Source organism: Agromyces mediolanus (genome assembly GCF_023715325.1).
In the GTDB taxonomy this organism is placed as follows: domain Bacteria; phylum Actinomycetota; class Actinomycetes; order Actinomycetales; family Microbacteriaceae; genus Agromyces; species Agromyces mediolanus_A.
Genome location: NZ_JAMBNX010000001.1, coordinates 526,034 through 547,419 on the forward strand (window position 1 = coordinate 526,034; position 21,386 = coordinate 547,419).

Annotated in this window: 22 protein-coding genes; 11 read left to right on the top strand and 11 right to left on the bottom strand. The window is 71.5% G+C overall.

Annotated features, from left to right (window positions below; translation table 11 throughout):
- Window positions 1-35 precede the first annotated feature (35 nt).
- Both greA and M3147_RS02440 read right to left on the bottom strand, forming a co-directional pair.
- Window positions 36-527, bottom strand: a complete 492-nt coding sequence (gene greA, locus M3147_RS02435) for a transcription elongation factor GreA (RefSeq protein ID WP_251201873.1) — start codon at window positions 525-527, stop codon at window positions 36-38.
- 75 nt (window positions 528-602) lie between these two features.
- Window positions 603-1,076 carry a DUF4307 domain-containing protein gene (locus M3147_RS02440; protein ID WP_251201874.1) on the bottom strand — a complete coding sequence of 158 codons (474 nt, stop codon included), beginning with the start codon at window positions 1,074-1,076 and terminating at the stop codon, window positions 603-605.
- A gap of 67 nt (window positions 1,077-1,143) precedes the next feature.
- Between M3147_RS02440 and M3147_RS02445 the strand changes: the two genes are divergently transcribed.
- Window positions 1,144-1,479, top strand: coding sequence for a hypothetical protein (locus M3147_RS02445; RefSeq protein WP_251201875.1), 336 nt, complete (start codon window positions 1,144-1,146; stop codon window positions 1,477-1,479).
- A gap of 54 nt (window positions 1,480-1,533) precedes the next feature.
- Here the strand turns inward: M3147_RS02445 and trhA are convergent, their stop codons facing one another.
- The gene (trhA, locus tag M3147_RS02450; RefSeq protein WP_251201876.1) at window positions 1,534-2,340 is read right to left on the bottom strand and encodes a PAQR family membrane homeostasis protein TrhA; all 807 of its coding nucleotides are present in this window, start codon (window positions 2,338-2,340) and stop codon (window positions 1,534-1,536) included.
- 72 nt (window positions 2,341-2,412) lie between these two features.
- Here trhA and M3147_RS02455 point away from each other — a divergent pair, with 72 nt between their 5' ends.
- The 3 genes from M3147_RS02455 (at window position 2,413) to M3147_RS02465 (ending at window position 6,099) form a co-directional block, all read left to right on the top strand.
- On the top strand, window positions 2,413-3,198 hold the full coding sequence (locus M3147_RS02455; protein WP_308201035.1) for an isoprenyl transferase: 786 nt from the start codon (window positions 2,413-2,415) through the stop codon (window positions 3,196-3,198).
- Window positions 3,199-3,274: 76 nt separating this feature from the next.
- Window positions 3,275-4,393, top strand: coding sequence for an aminotransferase class V-fold PLP-dependent enzyme (locus M3147_RS02460; RefSeq protein ID WP_251201877.1), 1,119 nt, complete (start codon window positions 3,275-3,277; stop codon window positions 4,391-4,393).
- Between the two features lie 302 nt (window positions 4,394-4,695).
- A complete protein-coding gene (locus M3147_RS02465) occupies window positions 4,696-6,099 on the top strand; it encodes a PhoH family protein (RefSeq protein WP_251201878.1) in 1,404 nt (467 codons plus the stop codon).
- Between the two features lie 83 nt (window positions 6,100-6,182).
- On the opposite strand, the gene M3147_RS02470 is transcribed toward M3147_RS02465, so the two are convergent.
- Window positions 6,183-6,806 carry a pyridoxamine 5'-phosphate oxidase family protein gene (locus M3147_RS02470; protein ID WP_251201879.1) on the bottom strand — a complete coding sequence of 208 codons (624 nt, stop codon included), beginning with the start codon at window positions 6,804-6,806 and terminating at the stop codon, window positions 6,183-6,185.
- A 93-nt stretch (window positions 6,807-6,899) separates the two neighbouring features.
- Between M3147_RS02470 and M3147_RS02475 the strand changes: the two genes are divergently transcribed.
- Both M3147_RS02475 and M3147_RS02480 read left to right on the top strand, forming a co-directional pair.
- Window positions 6,900-7,238 carry a PadR family transcriptional regulator gene (locus M3147_RS02475; RefSeq protein ID WP_251201880.1) on the top strand — a complete coding sequence of 113 codons (339 nt, stop codon included), beginning with the start codon at window positions 6,900-6,902 and terminating at the stop codon, window positions 7,236-7,238.
- Window positions 7,235-8,347, top strand: a complete 1,113-nt coding sequence (locus M3147_RS02480; RefSeq protein ID WP_251201881.1) for a hypothetical protein — start codon at window positions 7,235-7,237, stop codon at window positions 8,345-8,347. Before M3147_RS02475 ends, M3147_RS02480 begins: the two co-directional genes overlap by 4 nt.
- 117 nt (window positions 8,348-8,464) lie before the next feature.
- Here M3147_RS02480 and M3147_RS02485 read toward each other — a convergent pair whose 3' ends face one another.
- The 5 genes from M3147_RS02485 to xseA all read right to left on the bottom strand — a co-directional run bounded on the left by M3147_RS02485 (window position 8,465) and on the right by xseA (window position 12,784).
- Window positions 8,465-9,880, bottom strand: coding sequence for a class II fumarate hydratase (locus M3147_RS02485; protein ID WP_308201036.1), 1,416 nt, complete (start codon window positions 9,878-9,880; stop codon window positions 8,465-8,467).
- 70 nt (window positions 9,881-9,950) lie between these two features.
- Complete coding sequence (locus M3147_RS02490; protein ID WP_251201882.1) at window positions 9,951-10,598, bottom strand: carbonic anhydrase; 648 nt, start codon at window positions 10,596-10,598, stop codon at window positions 9,951-9,953.
- A gap of 38 nt (window positions 10,599-10,636) precedes the next feature.
- On the bottom strand, window positions 10,637-11,293 hold the full coding sequence (locus M3147_RS02495; RefSeq protein ID WP_251201883.1) for a DUF4245 domain-containing protein: 657 nt from the start codon (window positions 11,291-11,293) through the stop codon (window positions 10,637-10,639).
- On the bottom strand, window positions 11,293-11,547 hold the full coding sequence (locus tag M3147_RS02500) for an exodeoxyribonuclease VII small subunit (RefSeq protein WP_251201884.1): 255 nt from the start codon (window positions 11,545-11,547) through the stop codon (window positions 11,293-11,295). The genes M3147_RS02495 and M3147_RS02500 overlap by 1 nt, the downstream gene beginning before the upstream one ends.
- A gap of 1 nt (window position 11,548) precedes the next feature.
- Window positions 11,549-12,784: an exodeoxyribonuclease VII large subunit gene (xseA, locus tag M3147_RS02505; RefSeq protein ID WP_251201885.1), complete on the bottom strand. Its 1,236-nt coding sequence runs from the start codon at window positions 12,782-12,784 to the stop codon at window positions 11,549-11,551.
- An 86-nt stretch (window positions 12,785-12,870) separates the two neighbouring features.
- Between xseA and M3147_RS02510 the strand changes: the two genes are divergently transcribed.
- The 4 genes from M3147_RS02510 to M3147_RS02525 all read left to right on the top strand — a co-directional run bounded on the left by M3147_RS02510 (window position 12,871) and on the right by M3147_RS02525 (window position 18,349).
- On the top strand, window positions 12,871-13,911 hold the full coding sequence (locus M3147_RS02510) for a 4-hydroxy-3-methylbut-2-enyl diphosphate reductase (RefSeq protein WP_251202141.1): 1,041 nt from the start codon (window positions 12,871-12,873) through the stop codon (window positions 13,909-13,911).
- Window positions 13,912-13,995: 84 nt separating this feature from the next.
- The gene (locus M3147_RS02515) at window positions 13,996-14,646 is read left to right on the top strand and encodes a TetR/AcrR family transcriptional regulator (protein WP_251201886.1); all 651 of its coding nucleotides are present in this window, start codon (window positions 13,996-13,998) and stop codon (window positions 14,644-14,646) included.
- Complete coding sequence (locus tag M3147_RS02520) at window positions 14,637-16,370, top strand: ABC transporter ATP-binding protein (RefSeq protein WP_251201887.1); 1,734 nt, start codon at window positions 14,637-14,639, stop codon at window positions 16,368-16,370. The genes M3147_RS02515 and M3147_RS02520 overlap by 10 nt, the downstream gene beginning before the upstream one ends.
- On the top strand, window positions 16,367-18,349 hold the full coding sequence (locus tag M3147_RS02525; protein WP_285872964.1) for an ABC transporter ATP-binding protein: 1,983 nt from the start codon (window positions 16,367-16,369) through the stop codon (window positions 18,347-18,349). The genes M3147_RS02520 and M3147_RS02525 overlap by 4 nt, the downstream gene beginning before the upstream one ends.
- Window positions 18,350-18,457: 108 nt before the next feature.
- Here M3147_RS02525 and M3147_RS02530 read toward each other — a convergent pair whose 3' ends face one another.
- Complete coding sequence (locus M3147_RS02530) at window positions 18,458-19,084, bottom strand: DUF6264 family protein (protein WP_251201888.1); 627 nt, start codon at window positions 19,082-19,084, stop codon at window positions 18,458-18,460.
- Window positions 19,085-19,091: 7 nt separating this feature from the next.
- Window positions 19,092-20,123, bottom strand: a complete 1,032-nt coding sequence (gene fbaA, locus M3147_RS02535) for a class II fructose-bisphosphate aldolase (RefSeq protein WP_251201889.1) — start codon at window positions 20,121-20,123, stop codon at window positions 19,092-19,094.
- Window positions 20,124-20,217: 94 nt separating this feature from the next.
- Between fbaA and M3147_RS02540 the strand changes: the two genes are divergently transcribed.
- Complete coding sequence (locus M3147_RS02540) at window positions 20,218-21,279, top strand: fructose-bisphosphatase class II (protein ID WP_251201890.1); 1,062 nt, start codon at window positions 20,218-20,220, stop codon at window positions 21,277-21,279.
- Window positions 21,280-21,386: the final 107 nt, after the last annotated feature.

Here is a 21,386-nt window from a genome sequence, read left to right on the forward strand (position 1 = left end):
GCCCGGGGCATCCGTTCGTCTCGCGGACCGGTCGGCTACTCGCCGCCCCAGGTCTCGACGCGGACGATCTCGACCGCGATCTCGCGGCCGTTCGGCGCCTCGTAGCTGGTCTTCTCGCCGACCTTCAGGCCGAGGATGGCGGCACCCAGGGGGGACTGCTCGCTGAACACGTCGAGCTCGGAGTCGCCGGCGATCTCGCGGCTGCCGATGAGGAAGGTCTCCTCGTCGCCGGCGATCACGGCGGTGATGACGGTGCCGGACTCCACGATGCCCTTCGACGCGGGCGCCTCGCCCACCTCCGCGTGCTTCAGCAGCTCGGTCAGCTGGCGGATGCGCGCCTCCTGCTTGCCCTGCTCGTCCTTCGCGGCGTGGTAGCCGCCGTTCTCCTTGAGGTCGCCCTCTTCGCGCGCCGCCTCGATGCGCTTGGCGATCTCCTCGCGACCGTGCGTGGAGAGATGTTCGAGCTCACCGGCGAGCCGGTCGTAGGCCTCCTGGGTCAGCCAGGTGACGGTGGCGTCCTGCGCCATGGTGCACACTCCTGTTCGGAACTGCGTCCGGAATAGACGTGTCGCCCCGGCGGATGCCGGAGCGAATCTCCAATGTTAGGTGAGCCAGCACCGGTTGATCAAACCGGTGTTCGCCTCCTGCGCGGTGCGGACGGTCTCGGTGAACTCGCGGATCGGCTTGTCGGATGCGGGGATCTCGACGACCTTCCAGCCGACCACCGTGAAGTCCTCGTTGAACGCCTGCACGATGCACGCCGTCTCGTTGCCCGCGGGGACCGAGAGCTGCCACGTCACCTCGACGGCGCGCTCGTCGGGCTGGAGCACATGGCCGATGTCGGTCGCCTGGATCTGCGGCTTGCTGCCGTCGAGCCCGGCCCACACGACCCAGGCGACGAGCACGATCGCGACGGCGACCCCGCCGAGCACGAGCAGCAGGCGGTCGCGCGAGCGGGCGCGCTTGGTGCGCCCGTAGCGGGCCTCGATCGCCTCGGAGGGCGCCGCGGGGGTGTCGGCATCGGCTGGCGACTGTTCGTCGCTCGGCGCGGATGCCGCGGCGTCGGCAGGGCTCACTCGGGCTCCTTCGAGGTGGATCGACTAGGCTGCATCCAGCCTAACGCCGCCCCCTGAAGGGAACCCGATGCTCCTGTCCTCCGCCGTTTCCGCGCTCTCCGCCGTCGTCGACGCGGCCGAGAAGGAGGAGTTCGACCCGAACACGGTCACGCCCGGCGTCATCGGCTTCGCCGTGACGTTCCTCGTGGCGGTGGCGGTGCTGCTGCTCATCCTCGACATGACTCGACGCATCCGCCGCACGAACTACCGCGCGCAGGTGCAGGAGCAGCTCGACGCCGAGGAGCAGGCGGAGGCCGAGGGCGCCGGCGACTCCGAGACCGACGGGGCAGCCGGCGCCGGGGCGGCGGACACCGCGGCCGAGCCGGTGCAGGAGTCCGAGCCTCCCGCCCCGAAGCGCGACTGACCGCGAGCGCGACTTATCGCGAGCGCGACTGACCGCGTCGTCGCGATCGCCCCGTCAGCCCGCGTTGTACGCCGGTGCGAGCGCGATCAGCAGGGTCGCCGTCCAGTGGCACATGAACGCCAGCACGGTGCACACGTGGAAGATCTCGTGGAAGCCGAAGTGCCCGGGCCACGGGTTCGGACGCTTCAGCCCGTACACGACCGCGCCGATCGTGTAGAGCACGCCGCCGACGATCACGAGCACCATCATCGCGACGCTCGCCGCGAGCAGGTCGCCGAGGTACATCACCGCCGCCCAGCCGAGCAGCAGGTAGATGGGGACGTAGAGCCAGCGCGGTGCCGTGATCCAGAACACGCGGAAGCCGATGCCGAGCAGTGCCCCGCTCCAGACCACGGCGAGCAGCACGAAGCCCTTCTCGGGCGGCAGCGCCAGCACGGAGAGCGGCGTGTAGGTGCCCGCGATGAGCAGGAAGATGTTCGCGTGGTCGATGCGCTTCAGGATGATCTTCGTGCGCGGCTTCCAGTCGAAGCGATGGTAGAGCGCCGAGTTGCCGAACAGCAGCATCGAGGTCAGCACGAACACGGCCGAGGCCCACTTCGCCGGGGCACCGTGGGCGAGCGAGATGAGCACGATGCCCGCCGCGATCGTGACCGGGAAGGTGCCCGCGTGGATCCAGCCGCGCCAGCTGGGCTTCAGCTCGGCCGGATTGGCGGGCGAGGCGTCGAGGAGCGGGATGTTCGGCAGTTCGGGACCGCGGTGCTCGTCGCGGGCGACCGCGGCGTCCGAGGCGTCGAGCTCGGCGGCCGGATGCTCCAGCCGCTCGGCGACGTCTTCTGGTTCGCGCGCGTCCGTGGGGGTCATGTCCCAAGCGTAGGACCTCGGCCATCACGATCCGCTGTGAGTGTCGGCCCCGGGTGGGGGTAGCGTAGTCGGGTGCAGAACAGCGATCGGTCCCTGGGTCGCGGTCTCCTCTACCGGATGTATCAACGGCGCCTGCAACGGGGCCTCGGTCCCGGTGCGGTGCCGCGGCACGTCGCGATGATCATCGACGGCAACCGGCGCTGGGCGAAGCAGCTCGGCTACGACACCGCCGCGCACGGCCACCGGGCCGGTGCCGCGAAGATGCGCGAGTTCCTCGAGTGGTGCGACGATCTCGGCATCCGCGTGGTGACGCTCTATCTGCTCTCGAGCGACAACCTCAGCAACCGCGCCCCCGACGAGCTGGCCGACCTCATCGAGATCATCGCCGAGCTCGCCGAGGAGCTCAGCCACTACCGCGACTGGCGGGTGCAGCACGTCGGCAGCGACGCGGGCCTGCCCGATCCACTCGTCGCCGCGCTCGACGCCGCCGAGCACCGCACGATCGACAAGCGTGGCCTGCACGTGAACCTCGCGGTCGGCTACGGCGGCCGCACGGAGATCACCGATGCGATGCGGGCCATCGTCGCCGCGCACCACGCCGAGGGCCGCAGCCTCGAAGACCTGGCCGAGCGGCTGACGCCCGATCTCATCGGCGAGCACCTCTACACCGGCGGCCAGCCCGACCCCGACCTCGTGATCCGCACCTCGGGCGAGCAGCGGCTCAGCGATTTCATGCTGTGGCAGTCGGCGCACAGCGAGTTCTACTTCGTCGAGGCGCTCGGCCCGGACCTCCGCAAGGTCGACTTCCTGCGCGCGCTCCGCGACTACGCCAAACGGCATCGGCGCTTCGGCGGCTGATCCGGCCGGGCGGTCGGTACGAGCGCTGTTCGCCCGCCGAGCGCTATCCTCAGTGCTGGACTCGAGGAAGGGGCCCATGAGCATCGAGGACTACACCGCCGGATTCACGGAGGAGCCGGGCTATCTCGACTACGGTCGGATCGGCCCGATCTCCTCGGTCGCGGCGGAGGAGACGCTCGCGCTCGCGCAGGTGCTCGCCCGTGCCCGGCACGGCAGTCTCGACGTCATGCGCGAGCAGGACGTCCGGCTGCGCGCCGCGGCATCCGTCCTCCTCGGGCTGCCGAGCGAGCAGATCGTGGCGCAGCCGAACACGAGCCAGGGCCTCATGCACGCGATGTTCGGGCTCACGGGCGGGGTGCTGCTGTCGGCCGGCGAGTTCCCGAGCCTTCCGATCGCGGCGGCGCGCGCGCAGGAGGCGCTGCACGTCATCACGCCGGTGTGGCTCGAGACCGACCACGGCAAGGTCACGCCGGCCCGCATCCGCGAACAGCTCGACCCGAGCGTGAAGGCCGTCGCGGTGAGCCTTGTGGACTCCCGCACCGGTTACCTGTGCGATCTCGAGGGCATCCGACAGGTGATCGGCGACCGTCTCCTCATCGTCGACGCGATCCAGGGCTTCGGCGTCGTCGACGCCCCGTGGGCGCTCGCCGACGTCGTCGCGACCGGGGGCCAGAAGTGGTGCCGTGCGGGCTGGGGGACCGGCTTCCTGGCGCTCAGCGAGCGGGCGCTCGACCGGTTGACCCCGGTGTTCTCCGGCTTCACCGGCACGGAGGAGGACGAGCCGTGGGGCGAGGTGCCGCCGCCGGCCTCGTCGGCGCGGGCGTTCCGGGTGACGAACCCCGATCCGATCGCCGAGGCGCGCTTCGCGGCCGCGCTCGAGGAGATCGCCCGCGTCGGCGTGCCGCAGGTGAACGCCGCGGTGGCGGACCGCGTGAGCCGCGTGATCGAGCTCGCCGACGAGTTCGCGATCGCCGTCTCGTCGTCGCGCGACGAGCACGAGCGCGCCGGCATCGTCGTGCTCGAGCCGCCGGCCGAGCAGGCGACCATCCTCTCCGCCTCGCTGCACAATCACGGTGTCACCGCGACGAGCCGGCAGGGGCGGGTGCGGCTGAGCGTGCACGCCGGAACCACGGAGGAGACGCTCGGCATGCTGCGCGACGCCCTCGTCTCCTACGCCACCGCCGCCAGCTACTGACCCCCCTCTCACCCCACACAACTCAGGAACATGTGCCGGTTATGGCAGACGTGGCGTCGCGGCATCCCTGGATCGATGCGGATGCCGATTCGATGCTTCCTGAGTTGTGAAAGGGGGCGGCAGCGGGGGTGGCAGCGGCCGTGGCGGCGGCGCGCGAAGGTGAACGCCGACATCCGCCCGCGTGTCGCTTCCGGGGTTCCCACGAAACGGTCGTAGCTTCACCTCAACGGGTAAATCACCTGTTCGAGTCGGCTCGTGACCGCTCGTAGGAGGATCGCCGGCCGGCGCGTGATCCGAGCGAAATGCTCGGGGCGGGAGCGGTTGTGGCGTCATCGGTTACTCCTGAATCGGTCGGTCGTTCCGCTGGGCGTGCGAAGGCGCGCGAGGCGGGGGCGGTGCGCGACGAGCTCGCGCAGGCCGAGCGCACGTACGTCCTCGACACCTCGGTGCTGCTGAGCGATCCGCGCGCCCTCTTCAACTTCCACGAACACGCGGTGGTGCTGCCGGTGGTGGTCATCACCGAGCTCGAGGCGAAGCGCAACGACCCCGAGATCGGCTACTTCGCGAGGCAGTCGCTCCGACTCCTCGACGAGCTGCGGATCGAGCACGAGCGGCTCGACTTCCCGATCCCGGTCGGCGAAGGCGGCTCCCTCCGCGTCGAGCTGAACCACTCGAACCCGGCGGTGCTGCCGAGCGGCCTCCAGCTCGGCGACAACGACTCCCGCATCCTCGCCTGCGCGGCGAACCTGCAGGCCGACGGGGTGCCGGTGACGGTGGTCTCCAAGGATCTGCCGCTCCGCGTGAAGGCTGCCTCGATCGGCCTCGACGCGCAGGAGTACCGGCACGAGCTCGCCATCGACTCCGGCTGGAGCGGCATGGCCGAGATCTCGCTCGGCTCGAACGACATGGCCCGGCTCTACGAGCGCGAGACGCTCACGACGAGCACGGTCGAGGGGATGCCGATCAACACCGGCCTCGTGCTGCATTCGGACCGCGGCTCGGCGCTCGGCCGGGTCGTGGGGGAGCGCGAGGTGCGGCTCGTCCGCGGCGACCGCGAGGTGTTCGGCGTGCACGGACGTTCCGCGGAACAGCGGCTCGCGATCGACCTGCTGCTCGACTCGGAGGTCGGCATCCTCTCGCTCGGCGGGCGGGCCGGCACCGGCAAGTCGGCGCTCGCGCTCTGCGCCGGGCTCGAGGCGGTGCTCGAGCGCCAGCAGCACAAGAAGATCATGGTGTTCCGCCCGCTCTACGCCGTCGGCGGCCAGGAACTCGGCTATCTACCCGGCGACCAGGGCGAGAAGATGAACCCCTGGGGGCAGGCGGTGTTCGACACGCTCGGCGCCCTCGTCTCGCAGAACGTGCTCGACGAGGTCGTCGAGCGGGGCATCCTCGAGGTGCTGCCGCTCACGCACATCCGAGGGCGCTCCCTGCACGACGCCTTCGTGATCGTCGACGAGGCGCAGTCGCTCGAACGGAACGTGCTGCTCACCGTGCTCAGCCGGATCGGTCAGAACTCGCGGGTCGTGATGACCCACGACGTCGCCCAGCGGGACAACCTGCGGGTGGGCCGGCACGATGGCGTCGCCTCGGTGATCGAGACGCTGAAGGGGCACGCGCTGTTCGGCCACATCACGCTGACCCGCAGCGAGCGCAGCGCCATCGCGGCGCTCGTCTCGGAGATGCTCGACGGCAACGAGCTCGCGTAGGGGTGTCGCGAGCCGAGCGGCCCGGGGCTTCGGCCCCGGGCCGCTTCCCGTGCCGGGTCGGCGCGCGGCGGCGGCCGCCGGACTCAGTACATGCGCTCGGCGTAACTCGGGCCGTAGTACTCCTCGAGCGCTTCGACGGACTCCTCGGGCCGTTCGAGCGCCTGCGCGATGACGGCCCGGCGGGGCGCGGCGTCGGGCGACCAGCTGGCGGCATCCCAGGTCTTCGAGCGGAGGAACGCCTTCGAGCAGTGGAAGAACACCTGCTCGACGGCGACCTCGAGCACGAGCGTCGGCACGTGCCCGCGCACGGCCATCCGTTCCGCGTACGGCACGTCGCGCAGGACGCGCGCCCGCCCGTTCACCCGCAGCGTGTCGCCACGGCCGGGGATGACGAAGACGAGACCGACGTTCGGATTCTCGAGCACGTTGTGGAAGCCGTCCGCGCGCCGGTTGCCCGGGCGCTCGGGGATCGCGAGCGTCGCGTCGTCGAGCGCGAGCGCGAATCCGGCCGGGTCGCCCTTGGGGGAGACGTCGGCGGCGCCCGAGGCATCCGCCGTCGCGATGAAGCACAGCGGGGATGCCGCGAGGAACGCCCGGTCGATCGCGTGCAACCGGGTCCGCTCCTTCGCCTTCGCGGCGGGCAGTGGTGTGCCGACGAGCGCTTCGAGCTCGGTGCGGTCGGTGACGGGCGTGCCTCCGTGATCCATGCCCCCACGCTACTCCGCTGCGCGCCTCGGCCACCTCGATGCAGCTATTCATTGGGCGTTGATGTGCTATCTCGATATAGCTAGAGTTTGGACATGTCGTCCCTCCGTATCACCGACGCCACCGTCGACGTGCTCGAGTCGCTGCTCGGCGCAGATGAACCGAGCTGGGGCCTCGCCGTGGTCAAGCACTCCGGGCGTCCAGCGGGCACGGTGTACCCGGTGCTCGAACGGCTCGAACGGGCCGGATGGCTCGAGTCCGAGTGGGAAACCGACACCGACCGGCCCGGGCCGCGGCGTCGCTTGTACCGGCTCACCGACACCGGTCGAACAGCGGCGTCGCGCGCGATCGCACATCGAGTCGCGAGCCGACGAGCCACGTCGGCCGTGCGTGCGGCGAGCGGCGTCGCGCACCCCGGCGGGGGGCTCGCGTGAGCGCCGAGCGCTGGGTGGGGGGTGCCGTGCTGCTCCTGCCCGACACGCTCCGGGCACGGTACCGCGAGGAGTGGCTCGGTTCGCTCCGCGACGCCCAGGAGCTCGAGGTGCCCCGCGGTGCGATCGTCCGCGGGGCGTACGTCACCGCCCTCGGCACGCCGCGTTCGCCCGCGGCGTTCGGGCTGACGCCGGCGGCGCTGGGCTTCCGCCGGTTGCGGTGGGCGGCGGCGTGGTTCGCGGCGGCGCTGGTGCTCGTCGTCGGGGGACAGCTCATCCCGGGGAGCGCCTTCCCACCCGCGACGGCGGGCCTGATCACGATCGGGTCGGCCGGGCTCGCCCTCGCCGCCGCGGCGTTCGGCGCGACCGCCGCGACGACCGGCATCCGGGTGCTGCTGCCCGTCCGGAGCGCGGTGCTCGGCTGGACGCTCGCCGTCGGCATCGCCGTCGCGGGCGCGCTGACGACCGCGCTCCTGCTCGGACTCCTCGCGCTCAGCTTCGCGATGGTGCTCGGGCTGTGCGCCGGCATCGCCGTGACCGCGGTGGCGCTCGCCTGGCCGATCGCTCGGGAACCCGCCCTCCGGCGGACGATTCCCGGGGTCCCCGCGGGGATCGGCACCCGGCGCTCGGCTCTGCTCGCCGCGACGACGCTCCTCGTCGCACTCGTCGTCGCGACCGTGCACCTCGTCGTGTGGAACCCGCTGGCGAAGGTGCCGGGACTCGAGCTGCGCGAGATCTACGCCGAACTGGCGGCTCGCGGCGAGGTCCCGGCGATCGGCGTCGGGTTCGTGCTCGTCTGGGCGGCGGGCTGGGTGCCGCTCGTCCTGGTGCTCCTCGCGGTCGCGATCTTCGGCAACCGCGGACTGCTGCGCAACCTCGACGAGCGCCGGGTGGCCCGCACGGCCCTCGCCGGGCTCGCCGCGCTCGGCTTCGGGGTGTTCGTCGCGGGCTTCAGTCTCGGCATGTCGCTCGCCGACGCGTTCCTGACCTCCGGCGCGGATGCCGCGGTCAGCGGGTCCGTGCTGACCGCGGCGGCCACAGTGGCGGGCGTCGCGGCGTGCCTGCGGATCATCCCGCACACCACGGCGCCGATCGAGGCATCCGCTTCCTGAGCAGGCCGCTCCGACCCCGCGCGAATCTCCTCCCCGGGCGGCCGCCCGGCCAGTGGCGTGCCGGAACGACGGATGCCCCGTGCCGAGGTGCGGCACGGGGCATCCGTCTGCTGAACGCTACTTCGCCTGCGGCGGGCGCGTCATCGAGAGCAGGTCGAGGGCCTCGTCGAGCTGGGCCTCGCTCAGCTCGCCGCGCTCCACGTAGCCGAGGTCGATGACGGCCTCGCGCACCGTGATGCCCTTGGCCACCGAGTGCTTCGCGATCTTCGCGGCGGCCTCGTAGCCGATGAGCTTGTTCAGCGGCGTCACGATCGACGGCGACATGCCGGCCAGTGCGGTCGCACGCTCGACGTTCGCCTGCAGCCCGTCGACGGTCTTGTCGGCGAGCACGCGCACCGAGTTCGAGAGCAGTCGGATCGACTCGAGCAGCGCGGTGCCCATGACCGGGATCTGCACGTTGAGCTCGAACGATCCCGAGGCGCCGCCCCACGCGACCGTCGCGTCGTTGCCGATGACCCGGGCGCAGACCATGAGCACGGCCTCCGGGACGACGGGGTTGACCTTGCCAGGCATGATCGAGGAGCCCGGCTGCAGGTCGGGGATGTGCAGTTCGCCGAGACCGGTGTTCGGGCCGGAGCCCATCCAGCGCAGGTCGTTGCAGATCTTCGTGAGGCTCACCGCGATGGTGCGGAGCGCCCCCGAGGCATCGACGAGGCCGTCACGGTTCGCCTGCGCCTCGAAGTGGTCGGCGGCCTCGGTGATCGGCAGCTCGGTCTCCTGCTGGAGGAGCTCGATGACGAGCTGCGGGAAGCCGGCGGGGGTGTTGATGCCCGTGCCGACGGCGGTGCCGCCGAGCGGGACCTCGGCGACGCGGGGGAGCGCCGTGCGCACGCGCTCGATGCCGAGCCGGATCTGGCGGGCGTAGCCGCCGAACTCCTGGCCGAGGGTGACCGGGGTCGCGTCCATCAGGTGCGTGCGGCCGGCCTTCACGACGCCGGCCCACTCGGTGGCCTTCGCCTCGAGGGCGACGGCGAGGTGGTCGAGCGAGGGGATCAGCTCGTCGATGAGGGCGGCCGTGACGGCGATGTGCACCGAGGTCGGGAACACGTCGTTCGAGGACTGCGAGGCGTTGATGTGGTCGTTCGGGTGCACCGGGCGGCCGAGCTTCTCGGTCGCCAGGGTGGCGAGCACCTCGTTCATGTTCATGTTCGAGCTCGTGCCCGAGCCGGTCTGGTAGACGTCGACCGGGAAGTGCTCGACGAAGCCGTGGCGGCCGGCGATGACCTCGTCGGCCGCGGCGACGATCGCCTCGGCGAGGTCCTGCTCGAGCACGCCGAGCTTCGCGTTGGCCTGGGCGGCCGACTTCTTGATGCGGGCGAGCGCGGCGATCTGCGCGGGCTCGAGGCCGCTGCCGGAGATCGGGAAGTTCTCGACGGCGCGCTGCGTCTGGGCGCGGTACAGGGCCTTCGCGGGGACCCTCACCTCACCCATCGTGTCGTGCTCGATGCGGTAGTCGGCGGCGTTGTCCACCACGATGTGTTTCCCTTTCGATCGGCGATGCCGGACGCTCCGGCGGGGCCCGGCTGGCGGCTGGCGTCGGCGGTCAGACCGCGCCGACGACGATGTCGGTCTCGACGCGGCCCTCGAGGAGCCGGTAGTTCGCGCCGACGATAGCCAGCGTACCCGCTGCGATCGCGTCGCTGATCATCTCGGAGGACTCGACGAGGCCGGTGACGGTGTTGCGCAGGTGCTCGCGGCCGACGTAGCCGGCGTCGATGCGTGCGGGCTCGAGCGGGGCATCCGGCCCGATCCCGGCGACCTTGCGCACGGCCGGGACGATCTTCGACACCAGTCCGCCGATGTACGAGGGCAGCGGTGCCGCGTCGGCGGCCTGCGAGTCGATCGCGGCGCGCACGGCGCCGCACTCGTCGTGGGCGAGCACGAGCACGAGCGGCACGTTCAGCACACCCACCGCGTACTCGAGCGAGCCGAGCGCCGAGTCGGAGACGACCTGCCCCGCGTTCCGCACGACGAAGGCGTCGCCGAGGCCGACGTCGAAGATGATCTCGGCGGCGAGGCGCGAGTCGCTGCAGCCGAAGATCGCGACGAGGGGGCGCTGGGCGTGCGCGAGCGACGCGCGGCGCTCGACGTCCTGGCGCGGATGCATCGGGGCGCCGGACACGAAGCGGGCGTTACCGTCGCGCAGCTCCCGCCAGGTGTCGGCGGGCGTCTTCGGGCTGGAGCTCGTCACGGAGGGATCCTCTCGTTCGGCGGCGGTCGCCGGCTCGGTCACTCGGTGCCGGCGGCGCCGTGCGCCGTGATGGTCGGCGCGATCGCCGTGGCCAGCTCGGCGAACTCCTCGGGCGAGGCGCTGCCGATCAGGATGATGGTCTGCTCGCCGGCCTCGGTGACGAGCCCGTACTGCGCGTTGCCGACATCGGCGTCGCTCGTGCGGTTGTCGTACACGGTCCAGTCGACGCCGGCGATCTCGGTCGTGCCGACCGGCAGGGTACGGGCGAGCTGGGTCGACACCCAGCTCGGGTTCGCCCCGACCGCCTGCGACATGCCGATGTACTCGTCGCCGGGCGTGAGGTAGCCGACGTACCAGGCGGTGACCTGGTCGGCCTTGCTGGTGCGGATCTCGGCGGCGTTCGCGCGCCAGCCCTCGGGCAGCACCGGGACGGCGAGATCGTTCGAGAACGCGGCCTGCACCTGTTCGGCCACGGCGGGCACGTCGACGTCGCGCTCGATCGCCGTGTTGCTGCGCGGCACGATGAGCACGATGAAGAGCATCAGGCCGAGGCTCGCGACGAGCGCGAGCACGAGGTTGCGCAGCGTCTGGCGCTGGCGGTGCTTGCGGGAGTTCTCGGCCTTGCGGGCGGCGGTCTCCTCCGGCGTCTCAGGGCGGCCGAGCTCCGCGACGACCCGCTGGGCGCGCTCGGCCATCAGGCCTCGCCCTCCGCATCGGACGAGGACGCCGCGGCGGATGCCCCGGCGCGGGCGGCGTCGAGCCGGGCTTTCGCGCCGATCAGCCACTCCTCGCAGCGCGCCGCGAGGGCCTCGCCACGCTCCCACAGCGCGAGCGACTGCTCGAGCGTCGCCGAACCCTGCTCGAGTTCGGCGACCACGCGCACGAGCTCGTCGCGGGCCTGCTCGTAGCTGAGCTCGGCGATGTCGGGGGAGGAGGGCATGCCTGTCATTCTATTCGCCGCGCCCGGCGGCATCCGGCGCCGCCCCCTCGGAGATCGCCGCGACCGTGCCCTCCGCGAGGGTGAGCGTGAGGGCGGTGCCCGTGGGCGCCGCGGCGGGGGCGCGCACGACGTGCCCGTCGGCGCCCTGCACGATCGCGTAGCCGCGGTCGAGGGTGGCCTGCGGCGAGAGGGCGCGGAGGTGACCGCGCAGCTCGCCCACGCGGTGTTCCTGCCGCTCGACGAGGCGGTCGACGAGCTCGGTGCCGCGGGCGACCCACCGGGTCAGCTCCTCGGCCCGCCGGTCGACGATCCATTCACCGGAGGCGAGCGAGGGGCGGGAGCGCAGATGCCCGACGCGGTCGATCTCGTGGGCGAGGAAGCCCTGCAGGCGCATCGTCAGACGGGCGCGTGCCTGCCCCACGCGCGCGAGCTCCTCGGCGACGTCGGGCACGACGCGCTTCGCGGCATCCGTCGGCGTCGAGGCGCGGAGGTCTGCGACCTCGTCGAGGAGCGGCCGGTCGGCCTCGTGGCCGATGGCGCTCACGATCGGGGTCGTGGCCGCCGCCGCGGCGCGCACCACGCGTTCGTCGCTGAACGCCAGCAGGTTCTGGAAGTCGCCGCCGCCGCGGGCGACGATGATGACCTCGACCTCCGGGTCGGCGTCGAGGCGCTCGATGGCGCGGGTCACCTCGCCCGCGGCGCGGTCGCCCTGCACCGCGGCGTGCACGACGCGGAAGTCGACCGCGGGCCAGCGCAGCCGGGCGTTGCGCAGCACGTCCTTCTCGGCGTCGGAGTCCTTGCCGGTGACGAGCCCGACGACGCCGGGCAGGAACGGCAGTCGGCGCTTGCGCTCGAGCGCGAACAGCCCCTCGCTGGCGAGCTGGGCGCGTAGCCGCTCGAGCCGTTCGAGGAGGTCGCCGAGGCCGACGTGCTTCAGCTCGAAGACCTGGAAGGTGAGGCTGCCGCCCTTCACCCACCAGTTCGGCTTGACGAGCGCGACGACCCGGTCGCCCTGCGCGAACTCCTCGGACAGGCGGGCCTTCACGCTCGACCAGAGGGTGAAGGAGACCGTCGCGGCCTGGTCGAGGTCCTTCAGCTTGCCGTAGACGTTGCCGGCGGAGACGCCCCACTGCGTGATCTCTCCCTCAACCCATACCGTGCCGAGCCGGTCGATCCACTCCTTCACCTTCGTGGAGAGGAGCGCGACGGGCCACGGATCGTCGCGCGTCGCCGGCGCCTGCGTCACTCTGCCTCCCGGGAGCTCGTCAGCCAGCGGCACGTAGGATGGACATCGTGACGAGCTCGATTGATGCCCCGCGGGTCGGCCTCGGCATGCCGAGAATCCCGAGCGTGCGAGGCCGGCTCAAGGATATCCCTGCCGACCGACCCAAGCGCGTGCTGCTCGCCGCGCCCCGCGGCTACTGCGCCGGCGTCGACCGCGCCGTCGTCGCCGTCGAGAAGGCCCTCGAGCACTACGGTGCGCCCGTGTACGTGCGCAAGCAGATCGTGCACAACATCCACGTCGTGACCGAGCTCGAGAAGCAGGGCGCGATCTTCGTGGACGAGGTCGACGAGGTGCCGGAGGGCGCGCACATCGTGTTCAGCGCGCACGGCGTGTCACCCGCCGTCGTGAACGCGGCCGCCGATCGGGGGCTGCACGCGATCGACGCCACCTGCCCGTTGGTGACGAAGGTGCATCGCGAGGCCGTGCGCTTCGCTCGCGACGACTTCGAGATCCTGCTCATCGGCCACGAGGGGCACGAGGAGGTCGAGGGCACCGCCGGCGAGGCCCCCGATCACGTCACGCTCGTGAACAGCCCCGACGACGTGCCCGACATCGAGGTGCGCGACCCCGACAAGGTCGTCTGGCTCTCGCAGACCACCCTCTCGGTCGACGAGACGATGGAGACGGTGCGGCGGCTGCGCGAGCGCTTCCCGAACCTGCAGGACCCGCCGTCCGACGACATCTGCTACGCCACGCAGAACCGTCAGGTCGCGATCAAGAAGGTCGCCGCCGAGGCGGAGCTCGTGATCGTGGTGGGCTCGGCGAACTCCTCGAACAGCGTGCGCCTCGTCGAGGTCGCCCTCGAGAACGGCGCCAAGGCCGCCTACCGGGTCGACTTCTCGAGCGAGATCCGCCAGGAGTGGCTCGAGGGCGTCGCCACGGTCGGCGTCACGAGCGGCGCCTCGGTGCCGGAGGGCCTCGTCACGGAGGTGCTCCTCGAGCTCGCCGACGCGGGCTACGGCGAGGTGGCCGAGGTGAAGACGGCCGAGGAGGACCTGATGTTCTCGCTGCCGAAGGAGCTCCGCAAAGACCTGGCGGGCAATCGCGACGCCCGGGCGCTCGGCGGTCGCACGCGCGCGAACGACTGAGCGCTTCCGTTCCGGCCGGCGGCGGTGCTTCGCCGCCGGCGAACAGGATTGGAGTGAGCGCTCACTCAGCGTAGGCTCCCGCTCGTGACCACCACGAGCGAGGCCCGCAGAGGGCGGGCGAAGCCGATGTCCGTCGACGAGCGCCGCGAGGCGATCGCCCGGGCGACGCTGCCGCTGCTCATGGCGCACGGACGGGACGTCACCACCCGGCAGATCGCCGAGGCGGCGGGCGTCGCCGAGGGCACCCTGTTCCGCGTCTACGAGAGCAAGGACGCGATCGTGGATGCCGCGGTCGCGGCGTACCTCGAACCGGGCCCCTTCCGCGCGGAGCTCCGACGCATCGACCCCGCCCTGCCGCTCGAGCTCAAGGTGCGGATGATCATCGACCGCTTCCACGACCGCTTCACCGGCATCTTCGGCGTCTTCGCCGCCCTCGGCACCCACCCGAGGCCGCCGGTCGACGTCAACGTCGACGCGATCGTGGCGATCTTCTCGGAGCTGCTCGAGCCCGAGCTCGAACGCCTCCGCGTACCGCCGGCGACCGTCTTCGCCTTCGTCCGGGTCGTCGCGTTCGCCTCGGCGCTGCCCCACTTCAGCTCCACGATCTCGCTCGACTCCGCCGAGCTCGCGAGCCTCGTCTGCCGGGGCATCGCGAACGATCCGCCGCACCCAGCGGACACGTCATCCGCCCTCGCCGACCGTCCCACCACCGAGAGGAGCGAGCTGTGCTCGTAACCCTGCTTCGTCGATATCTGAGGCCGTACTGGCCACTGCTCGTCGCCGTCGTCGTCTTCCAGCTGGCGCAGTCGATCGCCTCGCTCTACCTGCCGAGCCTGAACGCCGACATCATCGACGACGGCGTCGCGACCGGCGACACCGGCGTCATCTTCCGCCTCGGCGCCATCATGCTCGGCATCACCCTCGTGCAGGTCGCCTGCGCGATCGCCGCGGTGTACTTCGGCGCCCGCGCCGCGATGGCCCTCGGCCGGGACCTCCGCCGCGGCGTGTTCCGCCGCGTCTCCGACTTCTCCGAGCAGGAGGTGTCGCGCTTCGGTGCGCCGAGCCTCATCACCCGCTCCACGAACGACGTGCAGCAGGTGCAGATGCTCGTGCTCATGAGCTGCACGATCCTCGTCTCCGCACCGATCCTCGCGATCGGCGGCGTGATCATGGCGCTCCGCGAAGACCTGCAGCTCTCCTGGATCATGGTCGTCGCCGTGCCGGTGCTGCTCGTCTCCGTCGGGCTCATCATCAGTCGCATGGTGCCGCTGTTCCAGTCGATGCAGCGCAAGATCGACAACGTGAACCGCGTGCTGCGCGAGCAGCTCACCGGCATCCGGGTCATCCGTGCCTTCGTCCGCGAGGGCGTCGAGAGCTCGCGCTTCGACGAGGCGAACGACCAGCTCACCGACACGGCGCTGAAGGCGGGCCGGCTGTTCGCGCTCGTCTTCCCGATCGTCATGCTCGTGCTGAACCTCTCCAGCATCGCCGTGCTCTGGTTCGGCGCGTTCCGCGTCGAGGACGGCTCGATGCAGATCGGCTCACTCACCGCGTTCCTCAGCTACCTCATCCAGATCCTCATGGCCGTGATGATGGCGACGATGATCGCGTTCCTGCTGCCCCGGGCCGCCGTGTCGGCCGGACGCATCGGCGAGGTCCTCGAGACCGAGCCGAGCGTCGTCGAGCCGACCGCGCCGGTGAGTGAGCTCACCGAGCCCGGCACCGTCGAGTTCCGCGACGTCACCTTCGCGTATCCCGGCGCCGACGAGCCGGTGCTGCGCGAGGTGAGCTTCACCGCCCGTCCAGGCCAGGTCACCGCGATCATCGGCAGCACGGGCGCGGGCAAGACCACCGTCGTGAACCTCGCCGCTCGGCTCTTCGACGCCACCTCGGGGAGTGTGCGCGTCGGCGGCATCGACGTCCGCGATCTCGACCCCGAGGTGCGGAACGACCAGTTCGGCCTCGTGCCGCAGAAGCCGTACCTGTTCGCCGGCACCGTCGCCTCCACCCTCCGCTACGGCAACCCCGAGGCGAGCGACGAGGAGCTCTGGGCCGCGCTCGAGACCGCGCAGGCCCGCGACTTCGTCGAAGCGATGCCCGAACAGCTCGAGGCGCCGATCGCGCAGGGCGGCACGAACGTCTCCGGCGGGCAGCGGCAGCGGCTCTCGATCGCCCGCGCCCTCGTCAAGCGACCACCCGTGTTCCTCTTCGACGACTCGTTCTCGGCGCTCGACACCGCGACCGACGCGCGCCTCCGGGCCGCACTCGAACGGAGCGTGGGCGACGCGACCATGATCGTCGTCGCCCAGCGCGTCGCCACGATCACCGGTGCGGACCAGATCCTCGTCATGGAGGACGGCCGCATCCTCGATCGCGGCACCCACCCCGAACTGCTCGAACGATCGCAGGCCTACCGCGAGATCGTCGAGAGCCAGCTGAGCGTCGAGGAGGCGGCATGAGCGAGACGAAGCCCCCGAGGCCCCCGATGCGCCGCGGCCCGATGGGCGGCGGCCCGATGGGCGGCATGGGCATGCCGGCCGAGAAGTCGATGAACTTCGGGCCCTCCGCGAAGCGCCTCGTCGGACGGCTCGCGCCCGAGCGCGGCCCCGTCGTGTCCGTCATCCTGCTCGGCATCGTGAGCGTCGTGTTCTCGGTGCTCGGCCCGAAGATCCTCGGCCAGGCGACGAACCTCATCTTCGAGGGCTTCTTCTCGGCGCAGCTGCCCGCCGGCGCCACGAAGGAGCTGGTCGTCGAGGGCCTGCGCGCGCAGGGCCAGGACCAACAAGCCGACCTGCTGTCCTCCCTGAACCTCACGCCGGGCCAGGGCATCGATTTCGGCGCGGTCGCGACGGTGCTGCTCTGGGTGCTCGCGCTCTACGTGCTGTCCTCGCTGTTCGGCTGGGCGCAGGCCTATGTGCTGAACGGCGTGACACAGCGCACCGTGTACCGGCTGCGCCGAGAGGTCGAGGAGAAGATCCACCGGCTGCCGCTGTCGTACTTCGACAAGATGCAGCGCGGCGAGCTGCTCTCCCGGGTCACGAACGACATCGACAACATCTCGCAGACGCTCCAGCAGACGATGAGTCAGCTGCTCACCTCGCTGCTCACCGTCGTCGGCGTGCTGATCATGATGTTCGTCATCTCGCCGTGGCTCGCGCTCATCGCGCTCGTCACCATCCCGGCGACGCTGCTCATCACGACGGTCATCGCGAAGCGCTCGCAGAAGCAGTTCGTGGCGCAGTGGACGCACACGGGCGTGCTGAACGCGCGCATCGAGGAGGCCTACTCGGGCCATTCGCTCGTGCGCGTCTTCGGCCGCACGAAGGAGGTCGAGCAGGCCTTCGACGAGAAGAACGAGGAGCTCTACCGGGCGAGCTTCGGCGCCCAGTTCGTGAGCGGCATCATCATGCCGGCGATGATGTTCGTCGGGAACCTCGTCTACGTCGTCATCGCCGTGGTCGGCGGGCTCATGGTCTCCGGCGGCTCGATCTCGCTCGGCGACGTGCAGGCCTTCATCCAGTACTCGCGTCAGTTCACGCAGCCGCTCAGCCAGCTGGGCGCGATGGCGAACCTGCTGCAGTCCGGCGTCGCGAGCGCCGAGCGCGTCTTCGAGCTGCTGGATGCCGAAGAGCAGGTGCCCGACCCCGTCGAGCCGGAGCGACCGGCGGAGGAGTCCGGCCGCCTCGTCTTCGAGGACGTCTCGTTCTCCTACGATCCCGAGCAGCCGCTCATCGAGGACCTCTCCCTCGTCGCGGAGCCCGGGCAGTCGATCGCGATCGTCGGGCCGACCGGCGCGGGAAAGACGACGCTCGTGAACCTCATCATGCGCTTCTACGAGCTCGACGGCGGCCGGATCACCCTCGACGGCGTCGACGTCACGAAGATGACCCGCGACGAGTTGCGCGGCCGCATGGGCATGGTCCTGCAGGACACCTGGCTGTTCGCGGGCACCATCCGCGACAACATCGCCTACGGGCGCCCGGACGCCACGGAGGAGGAGCTCCTCGACGCCGCCCGCGCGACCTACGTCGACCGGTTCGTGCGCTCGCTGCCCGACGGCTACGACACCGTGCTCGACGACGAGGCGTCGAACCTCTCCGCGGGCGAGCGGCAGCTGGTCACGATCGCCCGCGCGTTCCTCGCGCAGCCCTCGGTGCTGATCCTCGACGAGGCGACGAGCTCGGTCGACACGCGCACGGAGCTGCTGCTGCAGCACGCGATGAACGCGCTGCGGGCCGATCGCACGAGCTTCGTGATCGCCCACCGGCTGTCGACGATCCGCGACGCCGACCTCATCCTCGTGATGGAGGCGGGGCACATCGTCGAGCAGGGCACGCACAGCGAGCTGCTCGCCGCGGACGGCGCGTACGCCCGGCTCTACGAGGCGCAGTTCGCCGCACCGATCGACGACGACGCGGAGGAGGCGGTCGCCTCCTGACGGTCGGCTCGGGCCGCTCCGACGAGCGCGGCGCCCGGATGGCTCATCCGGGCGCCAGGCGCAGCCGGCCTCCGTGCGCCGGCCGCGATCGGCGGCTCGACGCCGGAGCTACGGCGTCGGGGTCGGTGTCGGCGTCGTGACGCCCGTGACGAAATCGACGTACGTCGGGTCGTTCAGCATCACGATCGACAGCAGCACGAGCGTCACCGCGAACGAGGCGGCACCGCCGGCGAGCGGGATCCAGAAGGCGAGCCGTCCGGCGCGCAGGCGCAGCACCGACAGGCCGAGCACCGCGGCGTAGAGCGCGAGTTGGACGATCGTGCCGACGAGCACGACCGTGGGCAGCCACTCGGGCGGGGTGAACGTGCCGACGCCCATGAGGTCGTAGCTCAGCTGCATCTGGCGGGGGATCTCCTGCAGCGATGCGGCCGAGTTCCAGGCGCCGAACGCGCCGAAGGCGAGCAGGCCGATCGTAAGGATCCGGTCCCAGCCGGGTGCGCGCCGGGCCGGGGCCGCCGAGGCATCCGCCGGCGTCGGCTGCGGCGGCAGCGGGGCGGATGCCTCGGGGCGCGCAGGCGCGGCGGGCGCGCTCGGCTCGGCCGCCTCGGGCGGCTGCCAGCTCCAGCCGGGGGGCGCGTACTCGCCGTAGCGAGGACGAGGCCGCTCGTCCGCCGACGGGGGAGTCGGGGTGCCCGGCTCCGGCGTCTCTGGACGTGCGGCCTCGTCGTTCGTCATCTCGGTCCTAGGCGGTGATCGACTGGCCGGCCGAGCCGAGCTGGCGCGTCGACTCGCCAACGCGCACGGCCATCGCGGACTCGGCGACCTTGCCCCAGGCGCGCGGGTCGTACTGCTTCTTGTTGCCGACGCCGCCGTCGACCTTGAGCACGCCGTCGTAGTTCTGGAACATGTAGCCCGCGATCGAGCGGGTGAACGCGTACTGGGTGTCGGTGTCGATGTTCATCTTCACGACGCCGTTCGCGACCGCCTCGGCGATCTCGGCGTCGGTCGAGCCGGAGCCGCCGTGGAAGACGAGGTCGAGCGGCTTCGGGCCGGTGCCGTACTTGGCGGCGAGGCCGTCCTGGATCTCCTTCAGCAGCGCGGGACGCAGCTTCACGTTGCCGGGCGCGTAGACGCCGTGCACGTTGCCGAAGGTGAGGGCGGCCATGTACCGGCCCTGCTCGCCGAGGCCGAGCGCCTCGACGGTCGAGATCGCGTCCTCGAGGGTCGTGTAGAGCGCCTCGTTCGAGCCCTCGTGCTTGACGCCGTCCTCCTCGCCGCCGACGACGCCGATCTCGACCTCGAGGATCGCGTTGATCGCCTTCATCCGGGGCAGGATCTCCTTGGCGATCTCGAGGTTCTCGTCGAGCGGCACGGCCGAGCCGTCCCACATGTGCGACTGGAAGATCGGCGAGCCGCCGGCCTTCACGGCCTCCTCGGACGCCTCGAGCAGCGGGAAGACGAAGTCGGCGAGGGCCGGCTTCGGGCAGTGGTCGGTGTGCAGGGCGACCGTGACGGGGTAGGACTTCGCGACCTCGTGGGCGAAGCGCGCGAAGGCGAGGGCGCCGGTGGCGCGCGCCTTCACGGTGTGCCCGGCGAAGTAGTCGGCGCCGCCGGTCGTGACCTGGATGATGCCGTCGGAGCCAGCCTCGGTGAGCCCCTGGAGCACCGCGTTGAGCGTCTGCGAGCTCGAGACGTTGAAGGCCGGGAAGGCGAAGCCCTTCGCCTTGGCGGTGTCGAGCATCTCGGCATACTGCTCGGGAGTTGCGATGGGCATGGAGACTCCTTCGTGACGACAGCGGGATCGCCACGAGTCTACCGAGTCCGTGTGCCGCTGCCGGGGGAGCGGGGACGTCCGCCAGGATGATGGCGTGATCGTTTCGTTGGATGTCGCTGATCTCACGGACCCGCTCGTGTCGGCGGTCGCCGCCGCGGCCGCCGGGTGCCTACCGCTCGTCGGGCGGGGCGACGGCGACGCGCTCGACGGCGCGGCGGTGGCCGCGATGCGAGCGGCGCTCGCCGTGGCGCCGGTCGACGGACGCGTCGTGGTGGGCGAGGGCGAGAAGGACGACGCGCCGATGCTGCGGCCGGGGGAACCCTTCGGTCGCGGCGGGACCGCAGTGGACCTCGCCGTCGATCCGGTCGACGGCACCAGGCTGGCCGCAGCGGGCCGCCCGGGCGCGATGGCGGTCGCTGCGGTGACGGCCCGCGGTGGCTTCCTCGACATCGGGCCGGCGCACTATCTCGACAAGCTCGTCACGTGGGTGCCGGGCATCGGGGTGCCGGGCGACGGCCCGGCGGATGCCTCGTCCGGCGACCTCGTCGCCGCGATTCCCGAGCTCGTGGCGCGGGCGGCCGAGCTGCGCGGGGTCACCGCCGCCGAGGTGCGTATCGCAGTGCAGGAGCGGCCTCGAAACCGCGCGCACGCCGAGGCGGTGCGCGCGAGCGGCGCCGAGCTGGTGGCGTTCGAGCACGGCGAGGTCGAGCGCGGCCTCCGGGCGCTGCACGGGGGCGTTTCCAGTGCCGCCGCGCCCGACACGTCGGGCTTGGCGGGCTCGGCCGACTCTGGTGGCTCGGCCGACTCGGGGCGGCTCGACGCCGTGCTCGGCATCGGCGGCGCGCCGGAGGGGGTGATCGTGGCGGGCGCCGCTCGCGCGCTCGGCGGATCGATGCTCGCCCGGTTCGCTCCGCAGTCTCGCCGCGAGGCGCAGCGGCTGCGCGACGCACTCGGCGAGGATGCGGTCGACGTGCGGCGGGGGTATCGCCTCGACGAGCTCTGCCCCGGGCCCGCCGAGGTGGCGGTCGCGGCGGTCACGCGCTGCGAGATCGGCGTCTCGCTCGCGGGCGCGACGCGCACGCCGACCGGAATCCGCGTCGCCTGGTGGTCGGCCGACGCCGGGCGGCACGGCAGCCGCGACTTGACGGGCGGTTAAGAACCGGCGAAATTGCACGCTCGTGCACGCGGAATCCGCGGTCTGTTTCGAGCGGGCTGGTTAGGCTCGTGGTGGCGGGAACACCGCCGATCGGCGCGCCGTGAGAC

Bases quoted from the DNA above. Each gene is read 5' to 3' on its own strand.
- M3147_RS02445 (WP_251201875.1), top strand. From the start codon at position 1,144: ATGCTCCTGTCCTCCGCCGTTTCCGCGCTCTCCGCCGTCGTCGACGCG.
- M3147_RS02500 (WP_251201884.1), bottom strand. From the start codon at position 11,547: ATGACAGGCATGCCCTCCTCCCCCGACATCGCCGAGCTCAGCTACGAG.
- fbaA (WP_251201889.1), bottom strand. From the start codon at position 20,123: ATGCCCATCGCAACTCCCGAGCAGTATGCCGAGATGCTCGACACCGCC.
- M3147_RS02525 (WP_285872964.1), top strand. From the start codon at position 16,367: ATGAGCGAGACGAAGCCCCCGAGGCCCCCGATGCGCCGCGGCCCGATG.
- M3147_RS02475 (WP_251201880.1), top strand. From the start codon at position 6,900: ATGTCGTCCCTCCGTATCACCGACGCCACCGTCGACGTGCTCGAGTCG.
- M3147_RS02510 (WP_251202141.1), top strand. From the start codon at position 12,871: ATGCCGAGAATCCCGAGCGTGCGAGGCCGGCTCAAGGATATCCCTGCC.
- M3147_RS02470 (WP_251201879.1), bottom strand. From the start codon at position 6,806: ATGGATCACGGAGGCACGCCCGTCACCGACCGCACCGAGCTCGAAGCG.
- M3147_RS02495 (WP_251201883.1), bottom strand. From the start codon at position 11,293: ATGGCCGAGCGCGCCCAGCGGGTCGTCGCGGAGCTCGGCCGCCCTGAG.
- M3147_RS02465 (WP_251201878.1), top strand. From the start codon at position 4,696: ATGCTCGGGGCGGGAGCGGTTGTGGCGTCATCGGTTACTCCTGAATCG.
- M3147_RS02530 (WP_251201888.1), bottom strand. From the start codon at position 19,084: ATGACGAACGACGAGGCCGCACGTCCAGAGACGCCGGAGCCGGGCACC.
- trhA (WP_251201876.1), bottom strand. From the start codon at position 2,340: ATGACCCCCACGGACGCGCGCGAACCAGAAGACGTCGCCGAGCGGCTG.
- greA (WP_251201873.1), bottom strand. From the start codon at position 527: ATGGCGCAGGACGCCACCGTCACCTGGCTGACCCAGGAGGCCTACGAC.
- M3147_RS02460 (WP_251201877.1), top strand. From the start codon at position 3,275: ATGAGCATCGAGGACTACACCGCCGGATTCACGGAGGAGCCGGGCTAT.